The 13,219-nt window shown below is 36.1% G+C and carries 9 protein-coding genes; 6 read left to right on the top strand and 3 right to left on the bottom strand.

Annotated features, from left to right (window positions below):
* The first annotated feature begins 16 nt into the window (after positions 1-16).
* From ACFSC2_RS18500 to ACFSC2_RS18485, 4 genes are all read left to right on the top strand, one after another.
* Entirely contained in the window at positions 17-3,034 is a 3,018-nt protein-coding gene (locus ACFSC2_RS18500) for a SusC/RagA family TonB-linked outer membrane protein (RefSeq protein WP_379815827.1), read from the top strand.
* A 29-nt stretch (positions 3,035-3,063) separates the two neighbouring features.
* The gene (locus ACFSC2_RS18495; protein ID WP_379815826.1) at positions 3,064-4,566 is read left to right on the top strand and encodes a RagB/SusD family nutrient uptake outer membrane protein; all 1,503 of its coding nucleotides are present in this window, start codon (positions 3,064-3,066) and stop codon (positions 4,564-4,566) included.
* A 193-nt stretch (positions 4,567-4,759) separates the two neighbouring features.
* Positions 4,760-6,004 (top strand): glycoside hydrolase family 99 protein, encoded by a 1,245-nt coding sequence (locus ACFSC2_RS18490; protein ID WP_379815825.1) that lies wholly within the window; start codon positions 4,760-4,762, stop codon positions 6,002-6,004.
* A 25-nt stretch (positions 6,005-6,029) separates the two neighbouring features.
* The gene (locus tag ACFSC2_RS18485) at positions 6,030-8,048 is read left to right on the top strand and encodes a glycoside hydrolase family 97 protein (protein WP_379815824.1); all 2,019 of its coding nucleotides are present in this window, start codon (positions 6,030-6,032) and stop codon (positions 8,046-8,048) included.
* 374 nt (positions 8,049-8,422) lie between these two features.
* Here the strand turns inward: ACFSC2_RS18485 and ACFSC2_RS18480 are convergent, their stop codons facing one another.
* Complete coding sequence (locus ACFSC2_RS18480) at positions 8,423-9,337, bottom strand: hypothetical protein (protein ID WP_379815823.1); 915 nt, start codon at positions 9,335-9,337, stop codon at positions 8,423-8,425.
* Between the two features lie 177 nt (positions 9,338-9,514).
* Between ACFSC2_RS18480 and ACFSC2_RS18475 the strand changes: the two genes are divergently transcribed.
* Positions 9,515-9,991, top strand: a complete 477-nt coding sequence (locus ACFSC2_RS18475; protein WP_379815822.1) for a MarR family winged helix-turn-helix transcriptional regulator — start codon at positions 9,515-9,517, stop codon at positions 9,989-9,991.
* 61 nt (positions 9,992-10,052) lie between these two features.
* Positions 10,053-11,474: an MATE family efflux transporter gene (locus tag ACFSC2_RS18470; protein WP_379815821.1), complete on the top strand. Its 1,422-nt coding sequence runs from the start codon at positions 10,053-10,055 to the stop codon at positions 11,472-11,474.
* 352 nt (positions 11,475-11,826) lie between these two features.
* On the opposite strand, the gene ACFSC2_RS18465 is transcribed toward ACFSC2_RS18470, so the two are convergent.
* A complete protein-coding gene (locus ACFSC2_RS18465; RefSeq protein WP_379815820.1) occupies positions 11,827-12,261 on the bottom strand; it encodes a DUF6526 family protein in 435 nt (144 codons plus the stop codon).
* A gap of 299 nt (positions 12,262-12,560) precedes the next feature.
* Positions 12,561-13,046, bottom strand: coding sequence for a DNA-deoxyinosine glycosylase (locus ACFSC2_RS18460; protein ID WP_379815819.1), 486 nt, complete (start codon positions 13,044-13,046; stop codon positions 12,561-12,563).
* Between the last annotated feature and the right edge of the window lie 173 nt (positions 13,047-13,219).

The following is a 13,219-nucleotide window of genomic DNA, read 5'->3' as shown; positions in this document are numbered from 1 at the left end:
CAATAAATAGTTTCATATGAATAGTAAAAATACAAAAAGCGTCCTGCATTTAATGTGGACTGCTAAAGCGGTTGTATTGATAATTTTTATGCTTTTTCTTTCTACAGGATCATTCGCGCAGGGAAAAAAGCAGGTATCAGGAACCGTTTATGATAATACAGGCAGTGTTCTGCCGGGAGCTTCAATTATTGAAGTGGGAACAAAAAACGGAACAACAACAGATTTTGATGGTAAATTTAGTCTGCAGGTAGCCGTAGGAGGTACAATCGAGGTGTCATTTATAGGATCTACGACGCAGAAAGTTCAGATAACGACAAACAGCAGCAATATTGAAGTTCGTCTTCAAAATGATGGCTATGCATTGGCCGAAGTTCAAGTAGTTTCTGTGGGTTACGGAAAAGTAAAAAAATCTGATTTAACGGGAGCAATTTCGACTGTTGGTGCAGATGATTTAGTAAAAGGAACCATTTCTTCTACAGAGCAGGTTTTACAAGGAAAAGTAGCGGGTTTAAATATTATTCGTCCTTCTGGAGACCCTTCAGCTGGTTCGACTATTCGTTTACGTGGAGGAACTTCTTTAACAGCAAGCAACAGTCCGCTTATTGTGGTTGACGGAATTGCAGGAGTAGATATTAATGTGGTACAGCCGGCAGATATAAAATCGGTTGACGTACTTAAAGATGCTTCGGCAACTGCAATCTACGGATCTAGAGGAGCAAACGGAGTCATTATGATTACCACAAAATCGGGAACAAAAGGCGTTTCTGTAGTTTACAATGGACAGACTAGTTTTGGCTATGTTAATGATAACCTGGATCTTCTTTCGGCAAATCAATGGCGTGGTTACGTTCGCCAGACTAATAATATGGATGCTGTAGATTACGGTGGAAATACGAATTGGCAGAAAGCAATTGAGCAGACTGCAATTTCTCAGTCCCATACTTTAAGCATTAATTCAGGTAAAGCCGACAGCGGTTTTAGAACTTCTATTTCCTATTTAAATAATGAAGGGGTTATTAAAAAATCGGGTTTAGAAAGAATCAGCGGAAACGTAAGCGGTTACCAATATTTGGGTGACAACAAAGAGGTAAAATTTGATATGGGTTTATTTGCCAATATCGACAAATGGCACCCAATTGATTATAGAATTTTTGAAAGAGCTTACAACTTAAATCCAACTATTCCGGTTTACAATCCAGACGGATCGTTTTCTTCAGTAACAGGAAATATTTATCAAAACCCAGTTGAGATTTTAACCAACAGAACTATTGATAATGAGAGACACAGACTTTTAGGATACTTTAAAACGGAGGTTAAATTCTTAAAAGATTTTACAGCTACAGCTAACATTTCGTTAGAACATAATGCTGTAAAAGGAGGAAGTTACAAGCCATCGTACGCAGTTATGGAAGGGCAGACAGAAGGTGGTTATGCACAAAGAAGTTATGCAGAATTTACTAATGCACAAGGAGAACTTTATGTAAATTATAGTAAAGTAATCGACAAACATAACATTAGTGCTTTAGCTGGATATTCTTATTTAGAAAATATTTACGAAGGTTTTGGTGCGCAAAGAGGTGGTTTTGTAACAGATGCTTTTAGTTATAACAATTTAGGAGCAGGTTACAATTATCGTTTAGGTGATGTTTATTCATACAAAGGAAAATCAAATTTAGTGTCTTTTTATGCTCGTGCCAATTACGGTTACGATGGTAGATATTTATTGACAGCAACTGTAAGACGTGACGGATCAAGCCGTTTTGGAGAAAACAATAAATGGGGAACTTTCCCTTCTGCTTCTGCTGCATGGAGAATTTCTAACGAAGGATTTATGGAATCTTCAAAAGGCTGGTTAGACAATTTAAAATTGAGAGTAGGCTACGGTGTTACTGGTAACCAAGACGGAATTGGAGAATACAAATCACTTTCTATTTTAGGAGTTGGAAACGACAGTTATTATGATCCGGTTACTAAAACATGGAGTTTGGCGTATTCACCAAAACAAAATCCAAATCCTGATTTGAAATGGGAATCCACAGAACAGATTAACGTAGGTTTTGATTTTGGTCTTTTTAATAGAATTTCGGGTTCTTTTGAATATTATTCTAAAACAACAAAAGATTTATTATACACTTACGAAGTGCCTCAGCCTCCATATTTAGTAGGAACAATGCTGGCAAACGTGGGTGAAATGTCGAACAAAGGTGTGGAGTTAACTTTAAATGCTGACATCGTAAAAGGTGATAAATTCAACTGGAATGCTAATTTGACTTTAGGACATAACGTTCAAAAAATCGAAAAACTTTCAAATCCAACGTATAAAACAGATGTTATCTACAGCGGATCGCTTCATGGTTTGGCAGGTATGTCTGGACAATATTCTCAAATCATTGCAGAAGGTTATCCAGTTGGAACTTTCTGGGGATTCAAAAATGCAGGTTTAGATGCTGATGGAAAAATCCAATATTACAACGCAGCAAATGAAGTTGTTGCCGAAAGTGCTTTGGTAGATGCAGACAAAAGAGCTTTAGGAAACATCCAGCCTGATTTGACTTTAGGTATCGGAATGAATTTTACATACGGAAATTTTGATTTAGGAATTTCTGGATACGGAATGTTTGGTCAAAAAGCTCTAAATGCTACAAATATGATGTTAAACGATCCAAACAGATTAACAGCCTTTAATGTGCCAGACGATTTCTTGAGCAGCGGTATAACATCGTCTCCAAAGTATTCTGATTACTGGATTGAAAATGCTTCTTTCTTTAGACTTCAAACTTTGTCTCTAGGGTATACTTTACCGTTAAAATATAAAAAATCTAAAGTTAGATTTTATGTAATGGGAGAAAACTTATTTGTAATTACTGATTACAAGGGTGTAGATCCAGAGATTGGTTTAAATGCTCAAGACGGAATAAATCAAACTGGAGTTATGGACCAAACAGGTTTAGCGGCTCCTGGAATTGACAGATACAACAATTATCCTCGACCAACTACAATTTCTGTTGGACTAAATTTTACGCTGAATAACTAAGGCGAATTGATAACCATAAAATATTAAAAATGAAAATCAAAATAACAGCAGCAATACTTTTAAGTATGCTTTTTACGGTATCATGTACTGATTTGGATGAACAGTTGTACGATCAGGTAGAAGACGGGAATTTTGGAAACACACCAAAAGAAGTTGACGCTTTGGTAGGAGGTGCTTACTCTTCGTTAAGAGGATTCTCTGATGCAATATCAAATAATTTTCCAACCTGCGAGTATGTTTTCTTTTTGAATGAAGTTGTTTCAGATGAAGCGACGATTCCGACAAGGGGAACCAACTGGTACGACGGCGGACAATATCAAGATGCGCAAAGACATACTTGGAAAGCCGATAACAGAATGATTCTTTCGGCTTGGCGTTACAATTATACCGGAATTGCAAAGATCAATGCGATCATTTATCAAATCAATAAATCGTCTTTATCAGACACTGCTAAGGCGCCGATTTTTGCAGAATTAAAAGCGCTTAGAGCGTACTACTATTATAATCTTCTAGATTTATTCGGAAATGTGCCAATCGTAACCAATTTTGAAGATACAGACTTACCGTCAAATTCAACTAGAAAACAAGTATATGATTTTGTTGAAAAAGAATTGACAGACGCCATTCCGTATCTTAGTTCGAATGTAGTGTATTCTAAATTGACTAAAAATGTTGCCTATTCTATTTTGGCAAGATTATATCTGAATTCACAAGCATTTATAGGAACACCACGTTGGCAGGATTGTATTGATATGTGTCAAAAAATTTCGGGATATACTTTGACACCAGATTTCTTCACCAATTTTGCGACAGAAAATCAGACTTCATCAGAAATCATTTTTGCAATTCCTTACGATTCAAAAGCAGGAACTGTTGGGAATTATATGAACTCTATGTCTGCTCATTACAATCAAAAATTAGCTATTTCTCCAACAGGAAATTATCCTTGGAGCGCTAACGGAATGTGCGCACAGCCAGGGGTTTATTCAGCGTTTGCAGATACAGACAAAAGAAAAAAATGCATGCTTCAAGGCGATCAGATCAATTTGGCAACGGGTTCTGTAATTATGATGGACAACGGAGAACCGCTTACATATACAGAGAATTTGACGAGTCTGACTGATGCTAAAGAAAATGAAGGCGTTCGTTTGGCTAAATACGAAATGAAAGCTGGAGAACAATGGGAGCGTGATCACGATTTCGTATTAATTCGTTACGCCGAAATCTTAATGATGCAGGCAGAATGTTACGTACGAATAGGTTCGCCAGAACTAGCAAGACCATTTTTACAACAAGTTACATCACGTGCTGGAGAAGAAATGCCGACAACGATTGACTTGGCTTTTATCGATCAGGAATTGCTTAAAGAATTTACTTTCGAAGGAAGAAGAAGAACAGACAATATCCGATTCGGAACATTCTTCGGAGAGTGGTGGGAAAAAGGAGCAACACCGGCTTATAGAGCAATATTTCCAATTCCGAGTACGGTTTTAACAACAAATAAAAACCTAAAACAAAATCCTGGGTATTAGGTTATATAATGTCAGTCTTCCATGTTGGTTAGTCGTGGAAGGCTGATATGTTTTTACGAATTTACTAAAGTTTTTTTGCCACAGATTAAAAGGATTAAAAAGGATTTTTTACAAAAAAATAATCTGTGAAAATCATTTTAATCTGTGGCAGAAAAAAAAGTAATCATGAGTTCTAAATAAATATTATCTCAATATGAAAAGATATATCACATCATTGGTTTTTGGTTTGATGAATATTGTCATGGTTGCCGGATGCAGCAGCGACGACAAAGGTTCGGACAAACCAACAGAACCAGAAAAAACAGCACCTGTTGCGATTGAGAAAACCAACAGCACCAAAATTTATATGCACTATATGCCGTGGTTTGAAACCAACGAAAGCAGCGCCGATAAAAAATGGGGATATCACTGGACAATGGCAAACAAAAATCCGAACAACGTTGGAGCAAACGGCCGAAGAGAAATTGCATCGTATTATTATCCGCTGATTGGACCTTATCACTCAGGAGATAAAAATGTGATAGAGAACCATTTATTATTGATGAAATATGCAGGAATAGACGGAATTCTGATCGATTGGTACGGCACTTATGATGTTAATGATTACAGAATGGTCAAAGAAAATACAGACCAGTTGATCGAGATGCTCGAAAAAGTAGGTTTAGAATATGCCATTGTTTACGAAGATCGATTTTTGACCAATGTGGTCAATGCAGGAAAAGCAATCTCGGTAACCAGTGCAGCAAAAACAGATTTGGCTTATGTACAAAATAATTATTTTACTGATGCTAATTACATTAAAATTAATGGAAAACCTCTGTTAATGAATTTCGGGCCAATCGTGTTGAAGACTCCAGCAGAATGGACAAATGTCTTTAATACTTTAACCACAAAACCAACTTTCCTAACACTTTGGGATCATTCTTCATTGGCAGGCGAAAATGCGTTTGGAGAATATGCCTGGGTGTATAAAAATAGTACTTATCTAACTAATTTTTATACCAATACAAAACCCAAATTAAATGTTGCAATGGGAGCTGCTTATCCTGGTTTTAAAGATTTTTATGCCGAAGGCGGAGGCGGAGCTGCAATTGGCTGGACGATAGAACATAACAACGGCGCAACATTAGACGAAACACTCTCTTTGGCAAAAAATGCCAACGTAAATTACATCCAATTAATTACTTGGAATGATTTCGGAGAAGGAACTATGATCGAACCAACAGTTGAATTTGGTTATTCTTATATCGAAAAAATAAAAACTTTTGCCGGAGTAAAAAATACCGAAAGTATATTTCCAGATATCAGCAAATTGTATGATTTACGCGTACAGAAAAAAGGAAATGCCGATGCACAGAAAAAACTCGATCAAGCTTTTAATTATTGTGTTTCGATGCAGCCAGCAAAAGCAAAGCAGTTGATAAGCGAAATAAAATGAGAGCCGTAATTAATACAATTAAATAATGAGAAACATAAAATATAGATACTGCCTGATAGCGCTGGCATCAATGCTGTTTTTTGCCTGCAGTACTAAAAAAACGTATAAAATCAGTTCGCCTGGTAAAATCACTGAACTTACTTTTGAATTAACGCCTTCTGGGCAGCCGCAGTATAGTTTTTCGTCAAGCGGAAAATCGGTTATTGAGCCTTCTTTGATGGGATTTGAATTTCAGGGAATCGCAAAAATGACCGACGGTTTTGAAGTCGTTTCTACCGAAGAAAAGACAGCAGACGAAACTTGGGAACAGCCTTGGGGCGAATTTAAAAAAGTGAGAGATCACCACAATGAATTGATTGTTCACTTAAAAGAAGCAAAAGGCGAGGAGCGTCTGGTGGATATTATTTTCAGGGTTTTTGATGATGGTGTCGGGTTTCGATATTCTTTCCCAAAACAAGCTAATTTGGGTAAAGTTAAAATCTCAAATGAAGTAACACAATTTACTTTTAAGGATAATAATGAAGTTTGGTGGATTCCGGTTCACAGAGAAAACAGCTATTACGAAAGTGAATATCGTAAAACATTGATGAGTAAAACCGATACCATTAACACGCCTGCGACTTTTGAAACCAAAGACAAATTGTATGTAGCGATTCACGAAGCCAATTTAACTGATTTTGCCTCAATGACGTTATTAAAAACGACAGATAAACAATACAAAAGCGATCTAGTGCCTTGGGCAGACGGTGTAAAAGTTTATACAGAAACACCTTTTGTAACGCCTTGGAGAACTATTGTTGTCGGTGCAACTCCAGGCGAAGTAGCGACTTCAACAATTATGCTGAACCTTAATGAACCTTCAAAAATTGAAGATCTTTCGTGGATTACGCCATCAAAATATATCGGAATCTGGTGGGGAATGCATTTAGAAAAATTCACTTGGGGACAAGGCCCGAAACACGGCGCTACAACCAAAAACACTAAAGAATATATTGATTTTGCTGCTAAAAATAATTTTGACGGAGTTTTGGTAGAAGGCTGGAACGAAGGCTGGGATGGAGATTGGACAGCTGATGGTTCTGCTTTCAGTTTTACAAAAGCCTATCCAGATTTTAATTTGGAAGAAATTACCAAATATGCAGCGATGAAAAATGTTCGTTTAATCGGGCATCACGAAACGGCTGGCGCAACCAAAAATTACGAAAGCCAATTGGAAGACGCATTCAAATTGTATCAAAAAATGGGAGTTAACTCGGTAAAAACGGGTTATGTAAACAAATTTTTGGACAAAAAAGAATGGCATGACAGCCAATACGGAGCACGTCATTACAGAAAAGTAATCGAAACGGCAGCTAAATATCACATCATGATAGACAACCACGAGCCGATGAAAGGAACAGGTTTACAGCGTACGTATCCGAATTTCATGTCGCAAGAAGGCGGACGCGGGCAAGAGTATAATGCATGGTCTGCAGATGGAGGAAACACACCAGAGCATTTGACAACTTTGCCATTTACGAGAATGCTTTCTGGACCATTTGATTATACGCCTGGAAACTTCAATTTTGATTACAAAACACCTTCTGGAGCAAAAGTACAGACGACTTTGGCAAATCAATTGGCATTGTATGTCATAATTTTTAGTCCGTTGCAAATGGCATCTGATTTACCTGAAAATTATGAAGGAAAGCCAGAATTTCAATTTGTAAAAGAAGTGCCATGTACTTGGTCAGACACTAAAGTTTTGGATTCAAAAATTGGAGAATATACTACAATTGTGCGTAAAGACTGGGACGAGAAAAACTGGTATTTAGGATCAATTACTAACAGAAATGCCAGAGATTTAAAAGTGACGTTATCATTCTTAGATGCTGGCAAAGAGTACGATGCAGAAATTTACGCCGATGGGGCTGGAGCAAATTACAAAACGAATCCGTATCCAGTTACAATCTCTAAACAAAAAGTAAATAACAAAACCGTATTAAATCTAAAATTAGCAGCTGGAGGAGGAACAGCGATAAAATTTTCTCCAATCGAGAAATGAGTTTTTTTTAAGCTTCTAAGTTGCTGAGGTTCTGAGATGCTAAGCTGCTTAGATGCTGAGTTTTATTTTGAGTTAAGTAAGTTTAAGTTTGGTAATGAACCCGATAGCTGAGAAGTTGTTGGGTTTGTTTTTTTTATTGTTTCAAGTTTCAGGTTTCAGGTTTCAGGTTTTGACTTTGAGGGGAATTTAAACGCAAAGTTCGCAAGGTTTTTTTATGGATTGTGAATTAAAAAACGCAAAGTTCGCAAAGCTTTGTTTAAAAAAACTTTGCGAACTTTGCGAAAATCTTTGCGTGCCTTGCGGTTAAATCACCCATTACAAGTTCCAGTTGGAAACCTTAGAACCTTAGCATCTCAGCACCTTAGCACCTTAGATCAATGTTTATAAAGCTTCACATGATTTCCGAAGCTGTAAGTTGCGGTTAAGGTTGGACCGTTGTAACCCCATTTAAAGAAACCGTTAAGTCTTTCTCTTTCCATATCTACTCTAACATTTAATCCGGTATATCCCGCTTGTAAACTGAAATTTTGGTAGACATTGTATAGAATCGATAAGTTGTAACTAAAAAGTCGTCCATCAAAATCATCGACTTTAATTGCAAAATAATTAACGTTGGCATACAAACCGACTTTTCTTCCTAATACAACTTCTCCCCAAAGTCCAATGTCAGGAAGGGGAGCTGTAAAATCATAGTTATCTCTGTATTCGGCGTCGATTGTTGCGCCTTCTAATCGCATTCCGACATCGCCAAACAATACATGCGCACCTATGAGCGCTCCAATTTCATATTTGGGTTTCGATATAAAAGCATAACCGTAAGTAATCCTGCCGATATGGTTATCCATAAATGCAGAAACGGTGGCATTTATAGGATAGACATGATCGCGAAATTCGATTTCTTTTTGAAGTGTTTTGGTAGAATTTCTGCTTAAATAGTAATATTCGGCACCAAGTCTGGATCTTCGGGAAATTCTCCATTCAAAAGTTCCGAAAAAAGAAACGGTACTTTTGTTAAATCCGAGATCTTTTTCAAAATCAATCAGATTTCCAAAATTACCATTATTACTGCCTACTTGGACTTCCGTATTATTTACCGGAAAAAACGCGCCGGCAGTAACTTTAAATCTTCTGGCGTGCCAAGGAAGATCATCAGCATAACCATCCTGAAAAGCATCACTTTTTGTTTTCGTATTTGATAAGCTTTCACTCAAAATAATATCTGCGCCAGTCTGCGCTTTTACTGGAATCCAAAAAAGCGTTAGAACAAAAAAAATAAATAATTTTTTCATCAGATTTGTTTTTAAATTGTTGAATGGGTGTGTTTTAGCAATTAAAGTTAATAAAAATAATCGTTCATTTTTCTTTTTTAAGTTTAATTATTTGTGTGAAAATATTGATTATCAGTAAAATATGTATTTTTGTAATTGAATTAGTTGACATGTCACTCTTTTTTGTAGCTTTGCATTATGAAAACAAAATACAGCGATAAAGAAAATTTTTCGAATTTCTGGAAAGAAGAAATAGCAGATAGTTTTTTCTTTCAGATTCATCGTATTAAACGAGCAATTTTCAGACGTACAAATGCGTTAATGAATGATGCTGGAATCACATTACAGCTCGAGCAATTGCCATTGTTGATGATTTTGCAGCACAAAAGTCTTTCGCAGCGTGAATTGTCAGACAAAACCATGCGTGATAAATCATCCATTTTGAGAAGTATCACAGCACTTGAAAAAAAGAATCTGGTTGAAGTTGTAAAAGACAAATTGGATAAGCGTAAAAACATTGTGAGCTTAACTAATGAAGGAATTACGCTGGCAAAAAACATCAGAACTTTGATGAAAAAAGCAGAAGATGAAGTAATGTCTGTTTTTACGCCAAATGAAAGATTAGAAGCTTTGCATGCTGTGAGATCTTATGCAGATAAATTAGAAGCGCTTTAATTTTTTTTGAATTTTAAAAGTTGATATATCAACTTATTTGTAATGTTTATTTGAAAAGTAAATGAAAAAAAACGAATTATTAGAAGGTCCGATCCTTTCTTCACTATTAAAATTAGCGGTTCCGATTATGATTGCTAATCTTCTTCAGGCTGCATACCAATTGGTTGATGCTTTTTGGGTGGGACGTTTGGGTGGAGATGCCGTTGCAGCCGTTTCGATAAGTACGCCTGTAATATTTTTAACTATTGCCTTAGGAACTGGACTTGCCATTGCAGGTTCTATTTTAATTGCACAGTATTTTGGCGCTGGAAACCAGATAATGGTTAATCATGTGGCAGCGCAGACTTTATCAATGGTAATTATAGTTTCTGTTGTACTGTCGATTATTGGCTATATTTTAAGTCCGTATTTTTTATATCTGCTAAAGGTAGAACCGCAGGTATATATCGATGCCTTGGGTTTTATGCGGGTCGCATTTGTGGGCTTGGTTTTTAGTTTCGGATTTATGATTTTTCAATCGATTATGCGTGGAGTGGGACGTGTGACACTTCCGGTTTATATTGTTTTAGGAACTGTTATTCTAAATTTTGCTTTAGATCCATTGTTTATTTATGGATGGAATTTTATTCCGCCAATGGGAGTAAAAGGCGCCGCTTTGGCGACATTATCAACACAGCTTTTAGCGATTATAATTGGTTTTGTGATTTTGTTTCGAGGAAAGCATGGAATTCATCTTCGTGTTTCAGATTTTAAACCTGATTATAAACATATTAAAAAAGCGTTTCAAATTGGTTTTCCGTCTTCGATTGAGCAGTCTATGCGTGCTTTAGGAATGATGGCGATTACTTTTTTGATTGTGCGTTTTGGAACCACTACTGTGGCTTCTTATGGTGCAGGTTCTAATTTGATTCAGTTGATTTTGATTCCGGCTCTTGGTTTATCGATGGCGATTGCGACTTTGGTCGGACAAAATATTGGTGCCGGAAATGTAGATCGCGCTGCCGAGATTTCTAAACTAGGTGCGTATCTAGGTTTCGGATTATTGACTGGACTTGGAATTATCGCTTTTATTTTTGCTCCGTATTTGATTGCATTTTTTGTGCCAAGGGATCAGGCGGTTATTGAAGGCGGAACAGAATTACTCCGAATTACTTGTCTTTCTTGGGGATTTCTTGGGTTGCAACTTTGTCTTACGGGCGTTTTTCGCGCTGTTGGAAATACAAAATTACCGATGATTTTGACTTTGGTTTCGCAATGGGTGATTCAGTTTCCGCTTGCTTTTATTTTGTCTCATAATACTTCTTTGGGAAAAGTCGGGATTTGGTGGGCTTTTCCGATCGCTTCGGTTGTTACGGCTTTGATTACTATAATTATGTATGTAAAAGGGGATTGGAAGAAGGAAAGATTAACTGGAAAAACAAATAAATTGATTGATAAGGTTGAGAGCGAAATTGTGAAAGAAGGATTTGATTTGACTAAATAAACTTAGATCCTAAGATTCTTAGATTCTAAGCTTTTGCGGTGCGTCTCTACGGAAATTTCTTTATTGGATATTTTGAAAATTAAAAGGTCACTCTATTGCTTGATTTCTTATTGAAAACGTGACTGCGTGAGGGATGGGAGAAAGCTGCCGAAGCAGCTCGGACAGCCCGACAGCATTATAAAAAAGGGGCAAATAAGCGGTTCTGCTTGTTAGCCCCTTTTTTATAATGGTGGCACGCCCAGAACAATGGCAATATCAATTTCAAAATTCAATATCAATAAAAATATCAATTTTAAAAATTAATAATTTTCATTGCTATTGCCATTGCCATTGATATTGATTTTTGAAATTATTAAACCCTTTGATAATCGGCTTTCCAGTGAACTATTGCTTTTTTGACGGCGTTACCGCTGAGGTTGTTTTTTAAAACGTCTTCTAGGAGCGGAATGAGTTCGTCGTCTGGTGCAAAACGCAAAGCAAATATTTGATCGTCTGTAAGTTTGTATTCAAATTCTTCGAATCTTTTGCCGGTTAGGGTAAAGTAGCGGTAACGCATTTCTAATCGTACGATTCGGTTTTGTAAAGTGAGTGCGTAATGCTGGCGAAGCATAAATGCTAAGGCAAATAAAAATACAAATGCAGCGCTTATAAATGCCCAGATTAATGTTTCTGGTGTCGTAAAGGCAAAATAAATACTGAAGGCTAAAAAGAGTATCAGTACTGGATAATATATAAAGTGGTGTGGTGTGTAAAAACGAATGTGATTATAATAGGTCTGAATTTTCATGTTTTTTTGTTTTTATGTACTGTAAAAAAACAAAGCTGCCCTAAATTAATAGAGCAGCTTTTTCCCAAAAATAAACTAACATAACCAATGTTCTCTTTATAATCTAAACTTTTTACAGTTTGTTAAGTAATGTTTATAAGAATAAAGCCTTTCCATTTCGCTAAATCAATCTTTCACTATGGCTTATTTTTCTTTGATGTAAAATTACTTTGAGAGCGGCTATGATTTGTTATACTTTAAAGTGAAAAAGTTACATGATTCCAATATTTAGTCTTTTTCTTATATATAAAATGTAAGTCTTAAAGAAAGGATTTTATCGTTTTCCATTCGTCCAATTTATATTGAAATGCCTTTGAAGCGTTCGCTGGACTCGTAGAGGGCAGGGTTACGAGGTTATATTCTTTTTGTAAGTGAACGTACTTTTTAAAAAACGCGGCAGCTTTTTGTCCGTTAAAAAAAATGGTTTCGATTTTTGGATGCTGTTTTAGAAAGTTTTCGAAATCATTGGCGATTTCGTTTTTAATAGCGCTGTCTAAACTTCCGACACGATCACAATATTGTAATACATCCCAAAGTGCAATATGGTTCTTTATTAATATTTTTTTTCTTGTATCATAATCGGTAGAAAATTCTTCGCCCAAAATGGCAAACATAAATTTCCAGAAATTGTTTTGATTGTGACCGTAATATTGGTTGAGTTCTAGCGATTTTGTTCCAGGCATTGTGCCTAAAATCAATATTTTAGCTTTATCAGAAGTTATAGGGGCAAAGGAAAAACTTTTCATTTTAAGAGGAATGATTTTGTATATGTTAAAATAATCATTTATAAGTAATTATAAAACAAAACGTGAAAATTATATAACATTTTTGGACGGTGTATAAACGAACTTTGACTTTCAGATTTTTAGAAAATTCATTCTTGTAATTCTTCCTTGAAATCTGTTTCACAAGTTATAGA

Source organism: Flavobacterium artemisiae (assembly GCF_042678225.1).
GTDB classification, from domain to species: domain Bacteria; phylum Bacteroidota; class Bacteroidia; order Flavobacteriales; family Flavobacteriaceae; genus Flavobacterium; species Flavobacterium artemisiae.
Note: the sequence above shows the minus strand (reverse complement) of the source record. Positions and strands in the feature narration are given on the sequence as shown.

Excerpts from the sequence above, each read along its gene's own strand:
- ACFSC2_RS18495 (WP_379815826.1), top strand. The coding sequence starts at position 3,064 with ATGAAAATCAAAATAACAGCAGCAATACTTTTAAGTATGCTTTTTACG.
- ACFSC2_RS18460 (WP_379815819.1), bottom strand. The coding sequence starts at position 13,046 with ATGAAAAGTTTTTCCTTTGCCCCTATAACTTCTGATAAAGCTAAAATA.
- ACFSC2_RS18470 (WP_379815821.1), top strand. The coding sequence starts at position 10,053 with ATGAAAAAAAACGAATTATTAGAAGGTCCGATCCTTTCTTCACTATTA.
- ACFSC2_RS18500 (WP_379815827.1), top strand. The coding sequence starts at position 17 with ATGAATAGTAAAAATACAAAAAGCGTCCTGCATTTAATGTGGACTGCT.
- ACFSC2_RS18485 (WP_379815824.1), top strand. The coding sequence starts at position 6,030 with ATGAGAAACATAAAATATAGATACTGCCTGATAGCGCTGGCATCAATG.
- ACFSC2_RS18480 (WP_379815823.1), bottom strand. The coding sequence starts at position 9,337 with ATGAAAAAATTATTTATTTTTTTTGTTCTAACGCTTTTTTGGATTCCA.
- ACFSC2_RS18475 (WP_379815822.1), top strand. The coding sequence starts at position 9,515 with ATGAAAACAAAATACAGCGATAAAGAAAATTTTTCGAATTTCTGGAAA.
- ACFSC2_RS18465 (WP_379815820.1), bottom strand. The coding sequence starts at position 12,261 with ATGAAAATTCAGACCTATTATAATCACATTCGTTTTTACACACCACAC.
- ACFSC2_RS18490 (WP_379815825.1), top strand. The coding sequence starts at position 4,760 with ATGAAAAGATATATCACATCATTGGTTTTTGGTTTGATGAATATTGTC.